The following is a 19,950-nucleotide window of genomic DNA, read 5'->3' as shown; positions in this document are numbered from 1 at the left end:
TAACCCTTCTGCAAATATGAGAAAAGATAACAAGAGAATTACCCCATTGCGTATTTAATAAAACGCAAAAGGCAGGCTTTTTAATTAACAAAATAATTTCTGAAATAGGATTGCGTGCAGTGTAAAAGACAAAGTGATTTTTTTTGTGACTTTCATCATATTTAGCGGTGTGAATAAAAAATGGCGCATTTAATGTAGTGCGGATCACATATTTTGGCCATTTTCTACATTTTTTGATTCCTTCAATGAAATGCGTAAAATTATATCTTTATGATTTTTAATGATTTAATAATTAAGTCACTTTTATTATCACTTTTTCATGTGATCTGATTCAACTTTTGCGTTTTTGAAATGGGATTTCTTTTTGGCGTGGTTGTATTGGAAAATACATTTCTATTTAATATTCGAAAATAACGTTTACGTCCGTTGTATTAATGTCGGCTGCTTATCAGGAAATGATAAACAGCCGGTGCGAATTTATTTACCGTTGTGCCCTACAATAAAGGATATGCCACCATGTCTGCGAATAAATTACGTTCATTATTACTGCTTTCCGCCCTGGGTCTTGGTGTGAGCCAAAGCTACGCCGCCACGACGCTTAACGTCTGGATCCGCGCCAGCAACGATTCGAAGAATATCTATAAGCAGGAGGCCGAGACGTTCGAGAAGAAGACCGGGATAAAAATTGAATACTTCAATGCCACGACCGACTTCGAGCAGCGCCTGGCGCGTGCGGCGGCGGGCAACGCCCTACCTGATTTGATCTTCAACGATGCGGCTTCTTTGGGCCAGTTTATACAGCTCGGTATTGCTGATGAGATCGACCCGAAAACCATCAGCGGCGGCGACCAGCTTTATCCTACCGCCTGGAACAGCACCCGTTATATCGATGGCAAGTACTACGGTGTACCGACCTCGGCGCAAACCTTCGCGCTGTTTGTGCGCAAGGACTGGCGTGAAAAGCTGGGTCTGCCGCAGCCGAAAAGCTGGGAGGATATTCAGACGCTGGCCAAAGCGTTTACCACCCAGGATCCGGACGGCAACGGTAAAAACGATACCTACGGCTTTATCATGCCGGGCTCCACCACGCGCGGCTACGCCAGCTGGTTTATGAGCAGCTTTATCTGGCAGGCGGGCGGTGATTTCGTCAAAGAACATAACGGGACGTTCAGCGCCTCGCTGGCTACGCCGGAGGTCGCGCAGGCGATGACCTTTATGCGCACCATGATGTGCGAGAAGGTGACTCAGCCGGGGGCGATTAACGCGACGACTGCCGACGTGATCCCGTCGTTCCGTTCCGGGCAGAGCGGGATGTTCTTCAGCGGCCCGTACCATATTGCGCTGTTTGATAAAGACCCAGGTAAGGAGAAATTCGAAGTGGTGCCGGTTGTCGGGCCGAAAGGCGAAGCGACCCTCGCCGAAGGAACCACCGTCTTTATGATGAAAAGCAGCCAGCAGAAAGAGGCGGCGCGCAAATTTATTGAATTCATGATCTCGCCGGAAGGGCAGGAGATCGGGATGGGCAAGGGCAGCCAGCATATTCCGGTGGTGCGCCTGCCGGTGAACCAGAATGTCAACGTGAAGGACGTCTATCAGGACGACCGCTGGGAGACTTTTGCCCGCCTGTATAACGAGCAGGGCCGTTACGTACCGCAAATCCCTAACTGGACGCCGGTGCGTCAGGTCGCTGCCGACGGTTTCAACCGTATCTTTGCTGACTGTAACAGCGATATTACCGCAGAGCTGAAAAAGACGGACGAGAAGGTCAATGCCGAGCTGGCGAAACAAAATGTGCTGGCTAAATAAAGGAGTAAGTGATGACGCTGCATGAGACGAAGTCCTCGCCGCTAAAGCAAGCCGCTTCGCCTGACGCGACCGGCTGGCTGACGGCAAAGCGCAAACGGGCGCTGATACCCTGGCTGTTTCTCGCCCCGGCGCTGGTGATCTTCAGCTGGTTTAAGTTTATCCCGATGATCCAGGGTCTGGTGATGAGCTTTTATAAGGTCAACTTTAACCAGCCGGACGAATGGGTGGGGTTCGCGAACTTTACCCGTGCCTTTGCCGACGTGGAGCTGCACGCGGCGGTCGTCAACACGTTGCTGTACGTATTAGTGACGATGTTTGCGGCCGCAATTCTCGCGTTCTTCCTCGCGATGCTGCTGGAAGGCCCGGCGCGCCATTTGCGTTTCATCCGTACCGCCATCTTCCTGCCTGCGGTAACCAGTGCGGCGATTGTCGCCGAAATGTGGCGTATTTTGTTCAACCCAACGCCGAATGGGGTGGTAAACCATATTCTCAGCTGGTTTGGCGTGGCCGACCAGGGGTTTCTGGCCAGCTCCGATCAGGCGCTTGGGGTGATTATGTTGCTGCATATCTGGAAAGCGGTGCCCTACAACATGGTGATTTTCATCGCCGGGCTGGCAGGCATTAGCCGCGATCTGTACGACGCCGCCAACGTCGACGGCGCAAACTGGTGGAACCGCCTGCGCTACGTCACGCTGCCCGGCATGATCCCCGCGCTGTCGGTAGTGCTGATGCTTTCGTTCATTCGTGGCTTCCGTGTGTTTGCCGAAGTGTATGCCACCACCGGCGGCGGGCCGTCTAACGCCACGGAGATGATCATGACCCATATCTACAAACTGGGCTTTGAACAGTTCGACTACGGCTACGCCTCGGCGGTGTCATTCCTGCTGTTCGCCTTCACGGTGGTGTTAACCATCTGCCATCTGACGCTGAAAAAACGTATCGCACGTTACTAAGGAGCCGCGATGTTAAGTAAACGTTGGGATACCGCAGGTCGCTGGTGCATCTATGCGCTGCTGTTGATTGTTTTTGTTGGACCATTCTGGGGCATCGTCGCGACCGCGTTCAGCGGCGCGCCGGTGAAGCCGGGGGAGCTGCTGGCGTGGCCGAACCAGTTCTCGCTGGAAAACTTTATCTTTGCCTGGCAGGACATTGGCGTCTGGCAGTATCTGCTGAACTCCATCCTGGTGGTGTTCTTCGGCACCATCCTGCAGGTGTCGGTGAGCGCGCTGGCCGCCTATGCGCTGGCGCGTAAAAAGTTTCGCGGCGTGGCGCTGGTGAGCCTGGTCATTCTCTCGACCATGATGCTGCCGGAAGAGGTCATCGCCATTCCGCTGTACATGATCATTAACTGGCGGCTGCCGTTTATTGACGCCTCGCTGTACAACAGCTACCTCGGGATGATCTTGCCGGTGGTCGGCTGGGCGTTCTCCATCTTCGTGCTGACCGAATTTATGTCGGCGATTCCGAAAGAGCTGGAAGAGGCGGCGCGGATTGACGGTGCCAACGAGTGGCAGATTTTCTTCCACGTCATCCTGCCGCTGGTGAAGCCGGCGCTGGGCACGGTGGTCACCTTCGGCTTCATCATGATTTGGGACCAGTATTTATTGCCGCTCATTGTGGTGAACCAGGACAGCCTGAACACCATTCCGGTGATCCTCGGCACGCTGCGTACCGATGAGAGCATCACGCCAAACATTTTTATCGCCATTACGCTGTTAGCGATGCTGCCGAGCATCATCGTCTACCTGGGCCTGCAAAAACATTTCAACCGCGGGATTATGTCCGGCGCGGTCAAAGGATAAGGAGCTACCGATGGGATCCGTTGTACTGAATAACGTGCGTAAATCATACGGCGAGGCACACGTCATTAAAGATGTGTCGTTGACTATTCCTGACGGCGAGTTTTGCGTTCTGGTGGGCCCGAGCGGCTGCGGCAAGTCAACGCTGCTGCGGATGATTGCCGGTCTGGAAGAGATTTCCGGCGGCGAAGTGCATATTAACGAGCGGAACGTCACTGACGTGGAGCCAAAACTGCGCGATATTGCGATGGTATTTCAGAGCTACGCGCTCTATCCGCAGATGACGGTGCGTGAAAACATGGGCTTTGCCCTGAAAATGGCGCGTTTGCCGAAAGGCGAAATTAACGACAAAGTGAACGAAGCTGCGTCGCTGCTGGGGCTGGGACCGCTGTTGGAGCGTCTGCCAAAGGACCTTTCCGGCGGCCAGCGTCAGCGCGTGGCGATGGGGCGCGCTATCGTGCGTAAACCGCAGGTGTTCCTGTTTGATGAACCGCTCTCTAACCTGGATGCCAAGCTGCGTACCCAGGTGCGCGGCGAGATTCGCGACCTGCACCGACGCCTGAAAACCACCTCGGTATACGTGACCCACGATCAGATTGAAGCCATGACTATGGGCCAGATGATTGTGGTGCTGCGCGATGGTCGTATCGAACAGGCCGGGACGCCGCTGGAGCTGTATGACCAGCCGGCCAATCTGTTCGTTGCTGGTTTTATCGGATCGCCTGAAATCAACCAACTGCCGGGCGAAGTGGTGCTCAATGGCAGCGTCACCAGCCTGCGTCTGAAGGATGGTTCGCTGCTGGCGCTGCCGACGGGCATGCAGGTCAAACATGGCCAGCAGGTGGTGTATGCGATTCGCCCGGAACAGGTCAACGTGGTGCACGAGGCGCGCGATGATGCGCTGGCGGCAAAGGTCACGGCGGTGGAAAACACCGGCTCAGACATGCAGCTGTTCTGCGACACCGGCGGCGGCGCTTTTACTTCGGTCTTTAAGCAGCGCCTGGCGGTGAAAGAGGGCGATAATATCTGGCTGCAGCCGAAGCTCTCCGGCGTGCATTTGTTCGACGCACAAAGCGGCCAGCGCATAGCATGCCTGGAGGAACAATAAGGTGGCGATGAAGCTGTACACCCTTGATGAAAATTGCCTTGAAAACGCCCGCGCGGGGCTGAAACAGCCGTTTTCGCCGCTGCAGCTGGCGCTGAGCAAGCTGGTGGCCGAGGCGGACCAGCTTCGGCGCGAGCCGCCGGAAAGCGTGGTGCATAAGAAGCTGCGCCCGGCGAGCGGCGATGCGCATGATTATTACAGTCTGGGCACCTACTGGTGGCCCAATCCCCGGCGGCCCAACGGGCTGCCGTATATTCGCCGCGACGGGCACATTAACCCGCAGTGTGAAAATAACGATACCGACACGTCGCGAATTATCCGCATGTGTGAACGCTGCCTGACTTTAGGTTTAGCGTGGTATTTCACCGGTCAGCGTCAGTACGCGCAGGCTGCGGCGCAGCAGATACGCTGCTGGTTCCTTGACGCGGATACGCGTATGAACCCGCATCTGAACTATGGCCAGGCCATTCCGGGGATTGTTTCCGGGCGCGGCACCGGGCTTATCGATACCCGCCTGCTGTGGATGGTGGTGGACACCATCGGGCTGATTAACGGCGCCAGCGTACTGGATACCGACGATATTATCGGTTTACATCAGTGGTTCCGCGACTTTAACCACTGGATGTACTACAGCGAAATCGGCCATTCTGAATATGTCTGGCACAACAACCACGGCACCTGGTACGACGCCCAGCGCGCGGTGAATGCGTTGTTCTACGGTGACAAAGGGCTGGTGGCGAGGATTATTGAGCAGGGGATCACCCAGCGTATGGCGGCGCAGATTGACCAGGACGGCAAGCAGACGATGGAACTGGAGCGCACTATTCCGTTCCACTACTCGCTGTTTAACCTGGAGGCGCACCTGCTGCTCAACCGCTATGCCGAGCACGTTGAGTTCGATCGCTGGAACCACATTCGTGACGGGCGCGGGGTGAAGCAGGGAATTGACTACCTGGTACCGTTTATCCGCGAACCGGATCTCTGGCCATACAGCGATTTGCAGGGGATTGTCTGGGACAGCGCGCTGCGTGTCCTGTTGCAGACGGTGCGCGGGTATCCAAAGCAGTCGGCGAGCTATCGTGACGTGCTGAAGTGCTTGCCGCAGGAGACGCTACAGTTGAAAGAGCAGCTGATGTGGTGTCCGGGATTGTAGGCCCGATAAGCGTAGCGCCATCAGGCATTTGGCGCACGTTGCCGGATGGCGGCGTGCAGATACCGTGCCTCACCGATCCGGGGAGGCACGGCATACTGATTTACACCGCGGCGATAATCTTAATCTCAACCTTATATTTCGGGTTCATCAGCTTCGTCTGCACGGTGCAACGCACCGGCGCGTGACCGGCAACCACCCACGCATCCCACGCTTTATTCATGGCGGCAAAATCATCGCCGTCCGCCAGGAAGAGGGTGGCGTCGAGAATGCGCGACTTATTGCTGCCCTGTTTTTCCAGCATCGCGTCAATCTGCGCCAGCGTATTTGCCGTCTGCTCAAACGCATCGGCGTCCAGGTTTGTCGGTACGCCGGTGTAGTAGAGGGTCTGGTTGTGGATCACAACATCAGACCAGCGCGCTTCGGCATCGATACGTACAATTGTCATTTCCATTTCCTTATTCACATCACGTCATCGCGCTAAGACTGCCACATTGTCGCCGCCGCGTCACGACTTCGGCTGGCGTAAGCCCGATTGGCCTGACATAATCACTGGAAATTTTTCCAGGGGGTAACGTGACGGACGATTTTGCAGCAGACGGCCAGCTTGCGCAGGCGATAACCGGGTTTAAACCGCGTGAACCGCAGCGTCAGATGGCGCACGCCGTCGCTCAGGCGATTGACGAAGGTCAGCCGCTGGTAGTGGAAGCCGGTACGGGTACCGGTAAAACCTATGCCTACCTGGCACCCGCGCTACGTGCGGGTAAAAAAGTCATTATTTCTACTGGCTCCAAGGCGTTACAGGATCAGCTCTACAGTCGGGATCTGCCCACCGTGGCGAAGGCGCTGACGTTCACCGGTAAGCTGGCGCTGCTGAAAGGGCGCTCAAACTATCTGTGTCTCGAACGTCTGGAGCAGCAGGCGCTGGCGGGCGGCGACCTGCCTGTTAACACCTTGAGCGATGTGATCCTGCTGCGTAGCTGGGCTAACCAGACGCTTGATGGCGATATCAGCACCTGCGTGAGCGTCCCTGAAGACTCCCAGGCCTGGCCGTTGGTCACCAGTACTAATGACAACTGCCTGGGCAGCGATTGCCCGCAGTATCAGGACTGTTTTGTCGTGAAGGCGCGTAAAAAAGCCATGGACGCTGACGTGGTGGTGGTTAACCATCACCTGTTTCTTGCCGACATGGTGGTCAAAGAGAGCGGCTTTGGTGAGCTGATCCCCGAGGCCGATGTGATGATCTTCGATGAAGCCCACCAGTTGCCGGATATCGCCAGCCAGTATTTCGGCCAGTCGCTTTCCAGCCGCCAGCTGCTGGATCTCGCGAAAGACGTGGTTATTGCCTACCGCACTGAACTCAAAGATACCCAGCAGCTACAGAAATGTGCCGACCGCCTGGCGCAGGCGACGCAGGATTTCCGCCTGCAGGTGGGCGACCCGGGCTATCGCGGAAACCTGCGCGATCTGCTGGCGGACAGCGCCGTGCAGCGCGCGCTGCTGCTGCTCGACGATGCGCTTGAGCTGTGTTACGACGTCGCAAAGCTGTCGCTCGGCCGCTCCGCGCTGCTCGACGCCGCCTTTGAACGGGCCACGCTCTACCGTGCGCGGCTTAAGCGGTTAAAAGAGATCAACACACCCGGCTATAGCTACTGGTATGAATGTAATTCCCGCCACTTCACCCTTGCGCTGACGCCGCTGACCGTCGCGGATAAATTCAAAGAAGTGATGGCGGCCAAGCCGGGCAGCTGGATTTTCACCTCTGCCACCCTGTCGGTGAACGACGATCTGCACCATTTTACCGAACGACTGGGCATTGAAGCGGCGCACTCGCTGCTGTTGCCAAGCCCGTTCGACTACGCCAGCCAGGCGCTGCTCTGCGTGCCGCGCAATCTGCCGCTGCCCAATCAGCCCGGCGCCGCGCGCCATCTGGCCGCGATGCTTAAGCCGCTGATTGAGGCCAACGACGGGCGCTGCTTTATGCTGTGCACCTCGCACGCCATGATGCGCGATCTCGCCGAGCAGTTCCGCGCCACCATGACCCTGCCGGTGTTGTTACAAGGTGAAACCAGTAAAGGCCAACTGCTGCAACAATTTGTCAGCGCCGGGAACGCCCTGCTGGTTGCCACCAGCAGCTTCTGGGAAGGGGTTGATGTGCGCGGCGATACGCTTTCTCTGGTGATTATCGACAAGCTGCCGTTTACCTCGCCGGACGATCCGCTGCTGAAGGCGCGAATGGAAGACTGTCGCCTGCGTGGCGGCGATCCGTTTGAGGAGGTGCAGCTCCCTGATGCGGTCATTACCCTCAAGCAGGGCGTGGGCCGCTTGATCCGCGACGTTGACGATCGCGGCGTGCTGGTGATTTGCGATAACCGTCTGGTGATGCGCCCTTATGGGGCAACGTTCCTCGCCAGCCTGCCGCCAGCCCCGCGCACCCGCGATATTCGCCGGGCGGTGCGATTCCTGGCGCTGTCATCGACGCGGTAATGCGTGGCAAAGTGTGATAAGATGCGCGTCATTTTGTTGATCCGTAACTGCGAGAGCGCGACTAACCATGCGAATTCTGGCTATCGATACTGCCACGGAAGCCTGTTCGGCTGCCCTGTGGGATGATGGTAAAACCTGTGCTCACTTCGAGCTTTGTCCTCGTGAACACACTCAACGTATTCTGCCGATCGTGCAGGATATTCTCACTGAAGGCGGCGTGAGCCTTACCGACCTCGACGCGCTGGCGTTCGGCCGCGGGCCGGGTAGCTTTACCGGCGTGCGTATTGGCATTGGTATTGCGCAGGGGCTGGCGCTAGGCGCCGATCTGCCGATGATCGGCGTATCCACGCTGGCGACAATGGCGCAGGGGGCGTGGCGCAAACAGGGCGCAACCCGCGTACTGGCCGCTATCGATGCGCGCATGGGCGAAGTGTACTGGGCGGAGTACCAGCGTGATGAGCAGGGCGTATGGCACGGCGAAGCAAGCGAAGCGGTGCTTAAGCCGGAAGCGGTACAGCAGCGCCTGAGCGCCCTGAGCGGCGAATGGGCCACCGTTGGCACCGGCTGGGCCGCATGGCCTGAGATGGCGCAGGGAACAAGCGTGACGCTGCGCGACGGTGGAGTTAACCTGCCTGAGGCCGAAGATATGCTGCCGATTGCCTGTCAGCTACTGGCTCAGGGCAAAACGGTCGCCGTAGACAAAGCGGAACCCGTTTATTTGCGTAATGAAGTTGCGTGGAAGAAACTTCCTGGCCGCGAATGAATCTTAGTAAGTGAATATTGAGATCGGGAGCAGCATCATGGCAGGTAAAAAATTCATCGTTCGTGGCGCCATTGCCGGGCTTATCGCCGTAGCGTTAAGCGGTTGCGTCAGCGTGCCGGATGCCATACAGGGCAGCAGCCCTACGCCGCAGCAGGATCTGGTTCGGGTGATGGCGGCACCACAGCTGTACGTCGGGCAGGAGTCCCGCTTTGGCGGTACGGTGGTGGGGATTGAAAATCAGCAGGGCCATACCCGCCTGGAAATCGCCACGGTACCGCTGGATAGCGGCGCGCGGCCTATTCTGGGCGAAGCCTCGCGTGGGCGTATTTACGCCGACGTTAACGGTTTCCTCGACCCGGTGGATTTCCGCAGCCAGCTGGTGACGGTCGTCGGGCCGATTGTCGGCACCGTTGAGGGCAAAGTGGGCACCACAAAGTACAATTTCCTTCACGTTCAGGTCACCGGCTATAAACGCTGGCGCGTGACCCAGCAGGTGGTGATGCCGCCGCAGCCTATCGACCCGTGGGTCTTTGGCCCGCACCCCTGGAACTACGGCTACGGCGGTTGGGGCTGGTATAACCCCGGCCCGGCTGAAGTACGTAACGTCGTAACGGAATAATTTTTGCGGTCAAACCGTCAAAAAAGAAACAGCGGCTAGTCCGCTGTTTCTTCGTTGTAATGGATATAAAAAAAATAAAGAGTGACGCGCTTCGCAACCTTAATTCCGATTAATTCTTAAACTGGTACGCTGAGTTAATATTATGTTAACGAAAGTTTACCGTTTGGGGTTGCGATGACGACGAATACGTATTTTAGAGGTGATGCTTTGAAAAAGGTTTGGCTCAACCGTTATCCTGCCGATGTCCCGGCAGAGATCAATCCTGACCGTTATCAATCCCTGGTGGAACTGTTTGAACATTCGGCGACGCGCTTCGCCGACCAGCCTGGCTTCGTGAATATGGGCGAAGTCATGACCTTCCGTAAGCTCGAAGAGCGCAGCCGCGCCTTTGCCGCTTACCTCCAGCAGGGGCTGGGCCTCAAACAGGGCGATCGCGTCGCGCTGATGATGCCGAACCTGCTGCAATATCCGGTGGCGCTGTTTGGCATTCTGCGCGCCGGGATGATTGTCGTAAACGTTAACCCGCTGTATACCCCGCGCGAGCTGGAGCATCAGCTGAACGACAGCGGCGCACAGGCCATCGTGATTGTCTCCAACTTTGCCCATACGCTGGAAAAAGTGGTTGAGAATACCCAGGTGAAGCATGTGATCCTGACCCGAATGGGCGATCAGCTGTCGACCGCTAAGGGCACGCTGGTGAACTTCGTGGTCAAGTACATTAAGCGCCTGGTGCCGAAGTACCATCTGCCGGACGCGATTTCGTTTCGCCGCGCGCTGCACGCGGGCTACCGGCTGCAGTATGTTAAGCCCGAAGTGACGGCCGATGATATTGCTTTCCTGCAATATACCGGCGGCACCACCGGCGTGGCGAAGGGCGCGATGCTGACGCACCGTAACATGCTGGCTAACCTCGAGCAGGTAAAGGCCACTTACGGGCCGCTGCTGCATGAAGGCAAAGAGGTGGTGATCACCGCGCTGCCGCTGTATCACATCTTCGCGCTGACCATGAACTGCCTGCTGTTTATCGAGCTGGGTGGCAAGAATATCCTCATCACCAACCCGCGCGACATTCCCGGGCTGGTGAAAGAGCTGGCGAAATATCCGTTTACCGCGATGACCGGGGTTAACACCCTGTTCAATGCGCTGCTGAATAACAAAGAGTTCCAGCAGCTTGACTTCTCCTCGCTGCATCTGTCCGCCGGCGGCGGAATGCCGGTAAACCACGCGGTCGCCGAGCGTTGGGTGAAGCTGACCGGCCAGTATCTGCTGGAAGGCTACGGCCTGACCGAATGCGCGCCGCTGGTGAGCGTCAACCCGCACGATATCGATTACCACAGCGGCAGCATCGGTCTGCCGGTGCCGTCTACCGACGTGAAGCTGGTGGATGATGACGATAACGAAGTGCCCGCCGGCCAGCCGGGGGAACTGTGCGTGAAGGGGCCGCAGGTGATGGAAGGCTACTGGCAGCGTCCTGATGCAACCGCTGAAATCATCAAAGACGGCTGGCTGCATACCGGTGATATTGCGGTGATGGATGACGAAGGCTTCCTGCGTATCGTTGACCGTAAAAAAGATATGATTCTGGTGTCGGGATTTAACGTCTACCCGAATGAAATTGAGGACGTGGTGATGCAGCACTCCGGCGTTCTGGAGGTGGCTGCGGTCGGCGTGCCGTCAGGCAACAGTGGGGAAGCGGTGAAAATTTTCGTGGTGAAAAAGGACCCGAGTCTGACCGAAGAAGCGCTGATCACCTTCTGCCGCCGCCAGCTGACCGGCTACAAAGTACCGAAGCTGGTGGAATTCCGCGAGGAATTGCCAAAATCGAACGTCGGAAAAATTTTGCGACGAGAATTACGTGACGAAGCGCGTGCCAAAGTAGACAATAAGGCATAAGTTACGCGTTACGATGCCAGACGCCAGCTCCGCTGGCGTTTTTTTTGGCGCAATCTAAGAGAGTAAGATTTGAACTATCAGATGATCACCACCAACGACGCGCTCCGCACTCTGTGCGATGCGGTGCGTCAGACCTCCTCCGTCGCGCTGGATACCGAGTTTGTCCGCACCCGCACCTATTATCCGCAGCTGGGCCTGATTCAGCTTTTCGACGGTGAGCGCACGGCGCTGATTGATCCTCTGAATATCACCGACTGGTCGCCGCTGCAGGCGATTATGCAGGATCGCAACATTACTAAGTTCCTGCATGCCGGTAGTGAAGATTTAGAAGTCTTTATGAATGTCTTCGGTGCGATGCCGCAGCCGCTGATTGATACCCAGGTGCTTGCCGCGTTCTGCGGTCGCCCGATGTCCTGGGGCTTTGCGGCAATGGTGGCGGAGTACTCCGGCGTTGAGCTCGATAAAAGCGAATCGCGCACCGACTGGCTGGCACGTCCGCTGACGTCGCGTCAGTGTGACTACGCGGCGGCGGACGTCTGGTATTTGCTGCCTATCGCCCATAAGCTGATGGCGGAAACCGAACAGGCGGGGCGTCTGGCTTGGGCGCTTGATGAGTGCCAACTGATGCAGCAGCGCCGCCAGGAAGTGACCGACCCGTGCGACGCATGGCGTGATATCACCAACGCCTGGCAGCTGCGTACCCGCCAGCTTGCCTGCCTGCAGCTGCTGGCCGAATGGCGTTTGCGCAAAGCTCGCGATCGTGACATGGCGGTGAACTTTGTGGTTCGTGAAGAGCATTTGTGGAGCGTGGCGCGCTATATGCCGGGCAGCCTCGGCGAGCTCGACAGCCTTGGGCTATCGGGGAGCGAAATTCGCTTCCACGGTAAGGCGCTGATTAGCATGGTTGCTAAGGCACAGGCGCTGCCTGATGATGCGCTGCCGGAGCCGTTGCTCAACCTGATGGATATGCCGGGCTACCGTAAAGCGTTTAAAGAGATCAAAGCGCTGGTGCAGGAAGTCGGGCAGGCGAACGACGTCAGCGCGGAGATGCTGGCCTCACGTCGGCAGATTAACCAGTTGCTTAACTGGCATTGGCAGCTGAAGCCGCGCACTACCGCCCCGGAAATGATTTCCGGCTGGCGAGGTGAGCTGCTTTCTGGCGCGTTAGATAAACTGCTGGCGGAATACCCGCGCTAACGACCGCCATCCGGCAACCTGCTCGGGGCATGCCTGATGGCGCTGCGCTTATCAGGTCTCCACGACGCCTTATCCTCAAATGGCAGACACAAAAAAAGCGCTATCACTAGCGCCTTTTTTTACACCGCCGAAAGTCAGGATTTTGACTCTTCTGCTTCCGGTAGCGTGACGTTGAGTTCCAGAATCGAAATATCCCCGTCTTTTTGCTCTAACTGCACCGTGACCATTTCTGGGTCAATCTGCACGTACCTGCAAATCACTTCCAGAATATCCTTCCTTAACTGCGGCAGATAGTGCGGTTCTGCATCGCTGCGGCGGCGTTCCGCGACAATGATTTGCAGACGTTCTTTAGCAATGTTGGCGGTATTCTTTTTCCGTGAGAGAAAAAAGTCGAGTAATGCCATGAGTTATCCTCCGAACAGGCGTTTGAGGAAACCTTTCTTCTCTTCTTCAATGAAGCGGAAAGGACGTTCTTCTCCCAACAGACGATCCACGGTGTCGGCGTAGGCTTTGCCTGCATCAGACACGGTATCCAGGATAACCGGTTCGCCCTGGTTTGATGCACGCAGTACGGACTGATCTTCCGGAATGACGCCAACCAGTTTGATGCGCAGAATTTCCAGCACATCTTCCATGCTCAGCATATCGCCTTTGCTTACGCGGCCTGGATTGTAGCGCGTCAGCAGCAGGTGTTCTTTAATCGGTTCTTCACCATTTTCGGCGCGGCGGGATTTCGACGCCAGAATGCCCAGAATGCGGTCGGAGTCACGTACCGAGGACACTTCCGGGTTGGTGGTAATGATAGCTTCGTCAGCGAAGTACAGCGCCATCAGCGCGCCGGTTTCGATACCGGCAGGGGAGTCGCAGACCACGAAGTCGAACTCCATCTTTTTCAGCTCGTCGAGCACTTTCTCGACGCCTTCGCGGGTCAACGCATCTTTATCGCGCGTCTGGGACGCCGGCAGGATATAAAGATTATCGGTACGTTTATCTTTGATTAATGCCTGATTCAGCGTGGCATCACCCTGAATAACGTTAACGAAATCATAAACTACGCGACGTTCGCAGCCCATAATCAGGTCAAGGTTACGCAGACCGATATCAAAATCGATAACGACCGTTTTCTTTCCCTTCTGCGCCAAACCAGTCGCGATGGCCGCGCTGGAGGTGGTCTTACCCACGCCCCCTTTACCTGAAGTCACAACAATAATGCGTGCCATAGAAATTCCTTGTTAAAAAGGGATTAATTTAACGGTTGAATAGTCAAAGCGCCGTCGCCTAAGCGCATGCGCGCCGCTTTGCCATAAAATTCGGCTGGGATCTGATCGCTCAGCCAATATTCCCCGGCAATGGAGACCAGCTCCGCTGCCAGGTGGGTACAAAATACTTGTGCTTCCCGGTCTCCGCCGGCGCCTGCCAGAACGCGTCCACGCATCATGCCATATACGTGAATGTTCCCGTCGGCGATAAGCTCTGCGCCCGCGCTGACGTGGCTTGTCACAATCAAATCACAGTTTGGTGCATAAATGCGCTGACCGGAACGTACCGGGGTATCAATCATTCGCGTTTTTGTGATCGGACTAACAATTGGCTCGGGTTCTGCCGGTTTAGGCTGCTCCACGGGCATCGCGCGGGCGATTTTTTCTTTACCTTCAGTCAATAAAGGGAGACCCGATTGGTCAATGGCCGCTTTAAACTGCGGGTTCTTGCAGCCGCTGACGCCCACGATGCGCAGGCCAACGGACATGATTGCCTGTTGGATTGCGCGCCATTGGGTAAACTCTTCAAGGTTGCTGACGTTGACCACGACCGGGGCGTGACGGAAAAAAGCCGGAGCCTGGGCGACTTTGTCTTCTAACGCCTGACGAATAACCTCGGGTCTTGCATCATGCAAATGGACCACAGATAAGGTGAAGCTACTGCCTTTAAGTTCGATGGGCGTGTTTGACATCCTGGCCTTACTCAATTTGCTATTTACCGCCGCGTCATGCGCAGCGATATTCCGAAGACTATCAGTCATGTTATAGTCACTAATATATTCAAGCAAGTAACCACAGTCCTAATTCCGAGTATAAAGTATGTTTTGTGTGATTTATCGTAGTTCTAAACGTGATCAAACCTATTTGTATGTCGAAAAAAAAGACGATTTCTCTCGCGTGCCTGAAGAACTGATGCAGGGCTTCGGCCAGCCGCAGCTGGCAATGCTGCTGCCGCTGGATGGGCGTAAGAAACTGATCAATGCCGATCTGGAAAAGGTAAAACAGGCGTTAAAAGAGCAGGGGTATTATTTACAGATCCCGCCGCCGCCTGAAAATCTGTTAAAGCAGCATCTGGCTGAGTCACAAAATAAGGGCGAATAATCTGCGCCTGCGGCCGATGTGTGTCCTTGGTTGACGAACAAGTAAGGGAAAAGCATGTATCAGCATCATAACTGGCAGGGTGCTCTGCTGGATTACCCGGTGAGCAAAGTTGTTTGCGTGGGCAGTAACTACGCCAAACACATTCAGGAAATGGGCAGCGCGACGCCGGAAGAGCCGGTTCTCTTTATTAAACCGGAAACATCGCTGTGCGATTTGCGCCAGCCGCTGATTTTGCCGCAGGGCCTTGGGTCGGTACACCATGAGGTTGAGCTCGCGGTGCTGATTGGCGCAACCTTACGCCAGGCTACGCCGGAGCACGTCCAGCAGGCCATTGCGGGCTACGGCGTCGCGCTGGACCTTACGCTGCGTGATCTTCAGGGTAAAATGAAAAAAGCGGGGCAGCCGTGGGAAAAGGCCAAAGGGTTTGATAACGCGTGCCCGATCTCGGGTTTCATTCCTGTCGCTGACTTCGCCGGCGATCCGCAGAATTCATCGCTGGGCCTGAAGATTAACGGCGAAGTGCGTCAGCAGGGCAGCACGGCCGATATGATTCACAAAATCGTGCCGCTGATTGCCTATATGAGCCGTTTCTTTACCCTGAAACCGGGCGATGTGGTGCTCACCGGTACGCCGGAAGGCGTTGGCCCGCTGCACGCGGGCGATGAGCTCGAGGTGCTGTTTAACGGCCTGTCGCTGGCCACCCGCGTATTGTAACGGCTGCTTGCCGCCTGTTTTAGGCGGCAAAACTTGCATCCCTGTGCCAGACTGGTTATAAGGTGCAACCTGATTTTTGATGTGGACATCCCGATGAGCGAATTACCTTTCTGGCAGAGCAAAACCCTTGATGAAATGACCGACGCCGAATGGGAGTCGCTGTGCGATGGCTGCGGGCAGTGCTGCCTGCACAAGCTGATGGATGAAGACACCGATGAAATCTATTTCACCAACGTCGCCTGCAAACAGCTGAATATCAAAACCTGCCAGTGCCGTAACTACGAACGTCGTTTCGAGTATGAGCCTGACTGTATTAAGCTCACGCGTGACAATCTGCCCACCTTTGAATGGCTCCCGATGACCTGTGCCTATCGTTTGCTGGCGGAAGGAAAGGGGCTGCCAGCGTGGCACCCGCTGCTGACCGGTTCAAAAGCCGCGATGCACGGTGAGCGTATTTCGGTGCGCCATATTGCGGTCAAAGAATCGGAAGTACGCGACTGGCAGGATCATATTTTAAATAAGCCGGAATGGGCTGACTAAAGCCGGATTTATTCGCGAATCCTCTGTTTTATTATTCTGCTAATAAAAACGCTACGTCATTCCTTCTCCGTGCCGATAGATAACTTATCGGTATTGGTAGAGGGATAATCATGCGTAATTCCATAAAACTTTTAATGCTGGCAGTGATGATTAATCTCTGTGGTTGGGGGCTACTTTTAGCGGCTGGCTACGGGATTGGATCACTGACGGGGATGTGGTAAACACGCTGCCAACCGCAAAGGCGATGCTGCTGGCAGCGTTCAGGATTAACGGCCGAAAAGATCGCGTCTTTTGGGTTTAAACGGCTGGGCAATCAGCACCAGCAGCGCCACGATCAGGTAAGCGGCGAAAATACCGACCAGCCACTGAGGCATCTCCAGCGATAAGAACTCCCACTGGCGCACGGCGCAGTCGCCGGATGCCACAAACACCTGCGGTAGCCATTTATCCAGCGGCAGCCAGCTTGGGAAGCGGGCCATAAAATCGCAGGTCATAAACGGCGACGGGTGCAGCTGAATCATGGTGTGTTCCCAGGCCAACTGCAGACCGCGGAAGGCACTATACAGCCAAATCAGCAGCGCGACGTAGCGCAGCGGGCTTTTCGGCGCAATCGCCCCTACCAGACCGGCGCCCATGACGCCGAACAGCGCACAGCGCTCATAAATGCACAGTACGCATGGTTTTAATAGCATCACATGCTGAAACCATAATGCCACCAACTCAAGCGCAAAAGCGGTTAACGCCAGCAATAACCAGGCACTGCGGCCACGTGAGCTCTGGTTTAAATATCGCAACATAATCATTTCCCTGGAACGTGCTTTGAAAAAGCAGTGTAAACGAAAACGTTAGCCCTGCCATCTGGCTATACGCAATTATTCGTAAATGGCAGTTCAATGCCCACGGAAAACCGTGGGCATTGAGAAGCGCAGCTATATTAGTGGGTTATTGCGGGAAGCACCAACATTCCTTTATTCATCATCCAGTCGATAACGGGCTGGAGAGTAAACTCGACGCACAGCAGGCCCACGAGCGTCAGGACCAGCGTATAAGGCAGCGCCATCCACACCATTCGACCATAGGACAAGCGAATGAGCGGCGCCAGCGCTGACGTCAACAGGAACAGGAACGCGGCCTGGCCGTTTGGCGTCGCCACCGATGGCAGGTTTGTCCCGGTATTAATTGCCACAGCCAGCAGCTCAAACTGGCGCAGGTCGATTGCGCCGTTATCCAGTGCCGTTTTGGCTTCATTAATATAAACGGTGCCCACGAATACGTTATCCGAAATCGACGATAGCAGGCCGTTAAACAGATAGAACAGCGACCGCTGAGCGTGAGGTGAGGCTTGCAGCACAAAGTCGATAATAGGTGCAAACAAATGCTGGTCAATGATGACCGCCACGACCGCGAAAAATACTGTCAACAGCGCGGTGAACGGCAGCGCTTCGGTGAAGGCTTTGCCGATGGCGTGCTCGTCGGTAATGCCGGTAAACGAGGTGGCAAAGATAATCACCGACAGACCAATCAGGCCGACTTCCGCCAGGTGCAGCGCCAGCGCCAGCACCAGCCAGACGCCGATAATCCCCTGCACGACCAGGCGCAGGGTTTCCTGACGGCTGCGCTGCTGGCTGCTGCGCACGTCAAAATCATGGAGGATTTTCCGTACCGGCTCTGGCAGCTCCGCGCCGTAGCCAAAGGCTTTAAATTTCTCCAGCAGCAGGCAGGTGATTAGCCCGCAGAAAAACACCGGAACGGTGACCGGTGACATACGCAGGAAGAATTCGCCAAAGTGCCAGCCGGCCACCTTAGCGATAATCAGGTTTTGCGGCTCGCCGACCATGGTCATGACGCCGCCGAGTGCAGTACCCACGCCCGCATGCATCATCAGGCTGCGCAGGAAAGCGCGGAACTGCTCCAGCACTTCGCGGTTGTGTTTATCGATATGGCTGTCGTCGAGCAGATCGTCATCGTCCGGGCGAGAAGAGGCGACCCGATGGTAGATACTGTAAAAACCGACCGCCACGCTGATGATCACCGCCACAACGGTCAACGCATCGAGGAAAGCCGACAGAAATGCAGCCGCCATGCAGAACGCGAGCGACAGCAGCCGCTTGCTGCGGATGCTCAGCAGCAGGCGGGTAAAGATAAACAGCAGCAGCTGCTTCATAAAGTAGATGCCGGCAACCATAAAGATCAGCAGCAGCAGTACTTCCAGGTTGGCTGCGACTTCATTTCGCACATGCTCGGCCGAGGTCATGCCGACAAACACCGCTTCAATGGCCAGCAGGCCGCCGGGTATTAACGGATAGCACTTCAGCGCCATCGCCAGCGTGAAAATAAACTCACCAACCAGCAGCCATCCGGCGACAAACGGATTGATTAAAAAGACCAGCGGGTTAATGACCAGGAAAATCAGCAGTAATAGCTTGTACCAGTCAGGCGACTGGCCTAAAAAGTTGCGCCACAAGGCGCGACCGTAAGAGATGTCCATGACAATCGTCTTCCTCCTGAAAAGATGACATTTTTTACCACTAAATGCGCGCAACTGCCAGAATTCCCCCTGGAAGGGCCGTTTCCGTCCTTAAAAAGAAATGTGAAAAATGAAACGGCGATCCCTTTTTAATTAGGTTGTCCCGCTATCTGCGCTATGTTGGCTCTGGTATGATGAGTGTAATTGCAACGCTGTGTAATGGAATTTTTACTATGGTCATTAAGGCGCAAAGCCCGGCGGGTTTCGCTGAAGAATACATCGTCGAAAGTATCTGGAATAACCGTTTTCCTCCAGGATCAATTCTTCCGGCTGAACGCGAACTCTCTGAATTAATTGGGGTAACCCGCACCACCTTACGTGAAGTGTTGCAACGCCTGGCGCGAGACGGCTGGTTAACAATTCAGCACGGTAAGCCCACGAAGGTGAATAACTTCTGGGAAACGTCCGGGCTCAATATTCTGGAGACGCTGGCGCGCCTCGATCATGACAGCGTGCCGCAGCTGATTGATAATCTGCTGTCCGTTCGCACCAATATTGCAACCATCTACATTCGTACTGCTTTCCGTCAGCATCCTGATAAGGCGCTGGAAGTGCTGGCAAAAACGCGTGAAGTGGAAGATTATGCCGACGCCTTTGCCGAGCTCGACTATAGCGTGTTCCGCGGCCTGGCTTTTGCCTCCGGCAACCCTATTTATGGGCTTATCCTTAACGGGATGAAAGGGCTGTATACCCGTCTGGGTCGCCACTATTTCTCCAGCCCGGAAGCGCGCGCGCTGGGGCTGGGCTTCTACCATAAGCTGATTGAGCTGTGCGAGAAGGGCGAGCATGAGAAGGTGTACGAAACGGTGCGCCGCTATGGGCACGAGAGCGGCGAGATCTGGCACCGCATGCAGAAAACGCTGCCGGGTGATTTAGCTATCCATAGTCGCTAGTCAGTGCGCTGATTTTGTTCCCTGTAGGCCGGATGGCGCTTTGCTTATCCGGCTTACAACAGAAAGGGAAAGCCTTCCCGGAGTCAGCGCTTCGCGC

The 19,950-nt window shown here is 55.7% G+C and carries 20 protein-coding genes; 14 read left to right on the top strand and 6 right to left on the bottom strand.

The genetic code is table 11. From position 1 onward, the window contains the following. Nucleotides 1-516: 516 nt before the first annotated feature. From H7R58_RS13280 to H7R58_RS13260, 5 genes are read left to right on the top strand one after another with little or no spacing between them, the layout of a single operon-like run. Entirely contained in the window at nt 517-1,806 is a 1,290-nt protein-coding gene (locus tag H7R58_RS13280; protein WP_106927677.1) for an ABC transporter substrate-binding protein, read from the top strand. Nucleotides 1,807-1,817: 11 nt separating this feature from the next. Then, nucleotides 1,818-2,759 (top strand): carbohydrate ABC transporter permease, encoded by a 942-nt coding sequence (locus H7R58_RS13275; protein WP_223878943.1) that lies wholly within the window; start codon nt 1,818-1,820, stop codon nt 2,757-2,759. 9 nt (nt 2,760-2,768) lie between these two features. Then, nucleotides 2,769-3,608: a carbohydrate ABC transporter permease gene (locus tag H7R58_RS13270; RefSeq protein WP_064544808.1), complete on the top strand. Its 840-nt coding sequence runs from the start codon at nt 2,769-2,771 to the stop codon at nt 3,606-3,608. Between the two features lie 10 nt (nt 3,609-3,618). After that, nucleotides 3,619-4,713: an ABC transporter ATP-binding protein gene (locus tag H7R58_RS13265; RefSeq protein ID WP_106927675.1), complete on the top strand. Its 1,095-nt coding sequence runs from the start codon at nt 3,619-3,621 to the stop codon at nt 4,711-4,713. A gap of 7 nt (nt 4,714-4,720) precedes the next feature. Further along, nucleotides 4,721-5,863, top strand: coding sequence for an alginate lyase family protein (locus tag H7R58_RS13260; protein ID WP_106927907.1), 1,143 nt, complete (start codon nt 4,721-4,723; stop codon nt 5,861-5,863). Between the two features lie 100 nt (nt 5,864-5,963). Here the strand turns inward: H7R58_RS13260 and H7R58_RS13255 are convergent, their stop codons facing one another. Then, a complete protein-coding gene (locus tag H7R58_RS13255) occupies nt 5,964-6,308 on the bottom strand; it encodes a RidA family protein (protein ID WP_182930434.1) in 345 nt (114 codons plus the stop codon). 128 nt (nt 6,309-6,436) lie between these two features. On the opposite strand from H7R58_RS13255, the gene H7R58_RS13250 reads away from it, so the two are divergent. The 5 genes from H7R58_RS13250 to rnd all read left to right on the top strand — a co-directional run bounded on the left by H7R58_RS13250 (nt 6,437) and on the right by rnd (nt 12,819). Beyond that, a complete protein-coding gene (locus H7R58_RS13250) occupies nt 6,437-8,347 on the top strand; it encodes an ATP-dependent DNA helicase (protein ID WP_106927672.1) in 1,911 nt (636 codons plus the stop codon). A 67-nt stretch (nt 8,348-8,414) separates the two neighbouring features. Then, entirely contained in the window at nt 8,415-9,110 is a 696-nt protein-coding gene (gene tsaB / locus H7R58_RS13245; RefSeq protein ID WP_182934378.1) for a tRNA (adenosine(37)-N6)-threonylcarbamoyltransferase complex dimerization subunit type 1 TsaB, read from the top strand. Nucleotides 9,111-9,147: 37 nt separating this feature from the next. Beyond that, entirely contained in the window at nt 9,148-9,729 is a 582-nt protein-coding gene (locus H7R58_RS13240) for a Slp family lipoprotein (protein WP_106927905.1), read from the top strand. A 207-nt stretch (nt 9,730-9,936) separates the two neighbouring features. Beyond that, nucleotides 9,937-11,622, top strand: coding sequence for a long-chain-fatty-acid--CoA ligase FadD (fadD, locus tag H7R58_RS13235; RefSeq protein WP_182930436.1), 1,686 nt, complete (start codon nt 9,937-9,939; stop codon nt 11,620-11,622). A gap of 81 nt (nt 11,623-11,703) precedes the next feature. Next, complete coding sequence (rnd, locus tag H7R58_RS13230) at nt 11,704-12,819, top strand: ribonuclease D (protein ID WP_182930616.1); 1,116 nt, start codon at nt 11,704-11,706, stop codon at nt 12,817-12,819. 134 nt (nt 12,820-12,953) lie between these two features. Here the strand turns inward: rnd and minE are convergent, their stop codons facing one another. From minE to minC, 3 genes are read right to left on the bottom strand one after another with little or no spacing between them, the layout of a single operon-like run. Further along, nucleotides 12,954-13,223, bottom strand: a complete 270-nt coding sequence (gene minE, locus H7R58_RS13225) for a cell division topological specificity factor MinE (RefSeq protein WP_035894584.1) — start codon at nt 13,221-13,223, stop codon at nt 12,954-12,956. Between the two features lie 3 nt (nt 13,224-13,226). After that, the gene (gene minD / locus H7R58_RS13220; RefSeq protein ID WP_106927666.1) at nt 13,227-14,039 is read right to left on the bottom strand and encodes a septum site-determining protein MinD; all 813 of its coding nucleotides are present in this window, start codon (nt 14,037-14,039) and stop codon (nt 13,227-13,229) included. 23 nt (nt 14,040-14,062) lie between these two features. Then, nucleotides 14,063-14,770, bottom strand: a complete 708-nt coding sequence (gene minC / locus H7R58_RS13215) for a septum site-determining protein MinC (RefSeq protein WP_106927664.1) — start codon at nt 14,768-14,770, stop codon at nt 14,063-14,065. Nucleotides 14,771-14,897: 127 nt separating this feature from the next. Between minC and H7R58_RS13210 the strand changes: the two genes are divergently transcribed. From H7R58_RS13210 to H7R58_RS13200, 3 genes are all read left to right on the top strand, one after another. Further along, the gene (locus H7R58_RS13210; RefSeq protein ID WP_106927662.1) at nt 14,898-15,179 is read left to right on the top strand and encodes a YcgL domain-containing protein; all 282 of its coding nucleotides are present in this window, start codon (nt 14,898-14,900) and stop codon (nt 15,177-15,179) included. A 54-nt stretch (nt 15,180-15,233) separates the two neighbouring features. Then, a complete protein-coding gene (locus H7R58_RS13205; RefSeq protein ID WP_182930437.1) occupies nt 15,234-15,893 on the top strand; it encodes a fumarylacetoacetate hydrolase family protein in 660 nt (219 codons plus the stop codon). A gap of 93 nt (nt 15,894-15,986) precedes the next feature. Beyond that, nucleotides 15,987-16,433, top strand: a complete 447-nt coding sequence (locus tag H7R58_RS13200) for a YcgN family cysteine cluster protein (RefSeq protein ID WP_106927658.1) — start codon at nt 15,987-15,989, stop codon at nt 16,431-16,433. A 266-nt stretch (nt 16,434-16,699) separates the two neighbouring features. Here the strand turns inward: H7R58_RS13200 and dsbB are convergent, their stop codons facing one another. Both dsbB and nhaB read right to left on the bottom strand, forming a co-directional pair. Then, nucleotides 16,700-17,230: a disulfide bond formation protein DsbB gene (gene dsbB, locus H7R58_RS13195; RefSeq protein WP_106927649.1), complete on the bottom strand. Its 531-nt coding sequence runs from the start codon at nt 17,228-17,230 to the stop codon at nt 16,700-16,702. 137 nt (nt 17,231-17,367) lie between these two features. After that, entirely contained in the window at nt 17,368-18,921 is a 1,554-nt protein-coding gene (gene nhaB, locus H7R58_RS13190) for a Na(+)/H(+) antiporter NhaB (RefSeq protein WP_182930438.1), read from the bottom strand. A 212-nt stretch (nt 18,922-19,133) separates the two neighbouring features. On the opposite strand from nhaB, the gene fadR reads away from it, so the two are divergent. Next, nucleotides 19,134-19,853 carry a fatty acid metabolism transcriptional regulator FadR gene (gene fadR, locus H7R58_RS13185; RefSeq protein WP_106927644.1) on the top strand — a complete coding sequence of 240 codons (720 nt, stop codon included), beginning with the start codon at nt 19,134-19,136 and terminating at the stop codon, nt 19,851-19,853. Nucleotides 19,854-19,950: the final 97 nt, after the last annotated feature.

Source organism: Klebsiella sp. WP4-W18-ESBL-05, from assembly GCF_014169075.1.
Taxonomy (GTDB): Bacteria; Pseudomonadota; Gammaproteobacteria; order Enterobacterales; family Enterobacteriaceae; genus Kluyvera; species Kluyvera ascorbata_B.
Note: the sequence above shows the minus strand (reverse complement) of the source record. Positions and strands in the feature narration are given on the sequence as shown.

Coding starts and splice junctions, on each gene's coding strand:
- H7R58_RS13280 (WP_106927677.1), top strand. CDS start 517: ATGTCTGCGAATAAATTACGTTCATTATTACTGCTTTCCGCCCTGGGT.
- dsbB (WP_106927649.1), bottom strand. CDS start 17,230: ATGTTGCGATATTTAAACCAGAGCTCACGTGGCCGCAGTGCCTGGTTA.
- rnd (WP_182930616.1), top strand. CDS start 11,704: ATGATCACCACCAACGACGCGCTCCGCACTCTGTGCGATGCGGTGCGT.
- H7R58_RS13205 (WP_182930437.1), top strand. CDS start 15,234: ATGTATCAGCATCATAACTGGCAGGGTGCTCTGCTGGATTACCCGGTG.
- H7R58_RS13255 (WP_182930434.1), bottom strand. CDS start 6,308: ATGACAATTGTACGTATCGATGCCGAAGCGCGCTGGTCTGATGTTGTG.
- H7R58_RS13210 (WP_106927662.1), top strand. CDS start 14,898: ATGTTTTGTGTGATTTATCGTAGTTCTAAACGTGATCAAACCTATTTG.
- minC (WP_106927664.1), bottom strand. CDS start 14,770: ATGTCAAACACGCCCATCGAACTTAAAGGCAGTAGCTTCACCTTATCT.
- minE (WP_035894584.1), bottom strand. CDS start 13,223: ATGGCATTACTCGACTTTTTTCTCTCACGGAAAAAGAATACCGCCAAC.
- H7R58_RS13240 (WP_106927905.1), top strand. CDS start 9,148: ATGGCAGGTAAAAAATTCATCGTTCGTGGCGCCATTGCCGGGCTTATC.
- nhaB (WP_182930438.1), bottom strand. CDS start 18,921: ATGGACATCTCTTACGGTCGCGCCTTGTGGCGCAACTTTTTAGGCCAG.
- tsaB (WP_182934378.1), top strand. CDS start 8,415: ATGCGAATTCTGGCTATCGATACTGCCACGGAAGCCTGTTCGGCTGCC.
- H7R58_RS13265 (WP_106927675.1), top strand. CDS start 3,619: ATGGGATCCGTTGTACTGAATAACGTGCGTAAATCATACGGCGAGGCA.
- H7R58_RS13260 (WP_106927907.1), top strand. CDS start 4,721: ATGAAGCTGTACACCCTTGATGAAAATTGCCTTGAAAACGCCCGCGCG.
- H7R58_RS13270 (WP_064544808.1), top strand. CDS start 2,769: ATGTTAAGTAAACGTTGGGATACCGCAGGTCGCTGGTGCATCTATGCG.
- fadR (WP_106927644.1), top strand. CDS start 19,134: ATGGTCATTAAGGCGCAAAGCCCGGCGGGTTTCGCTGAAGAATACATC.
- minD (WP_106927666.1), bottom strand. CDS start 14,039: ATGGCACGCATTATTGTTGTGACTTCAGGTAAAGGGGGCGTGGGTAAG.
- H7R58_RS13200 (WP_106927658.1), top strand. CDS start 15,987: ATGAGCGAATTACCTTTCTGGCAGAGCAAAACCCTTGATGAAATGACC.
- H7R58_RS13275 (WP_223878943.1), top strand. CDS start 1,818: ATGACGCTGCATGAGACGAAGTCCTCGCCGCTAAAGCAAGCCGCTTCG.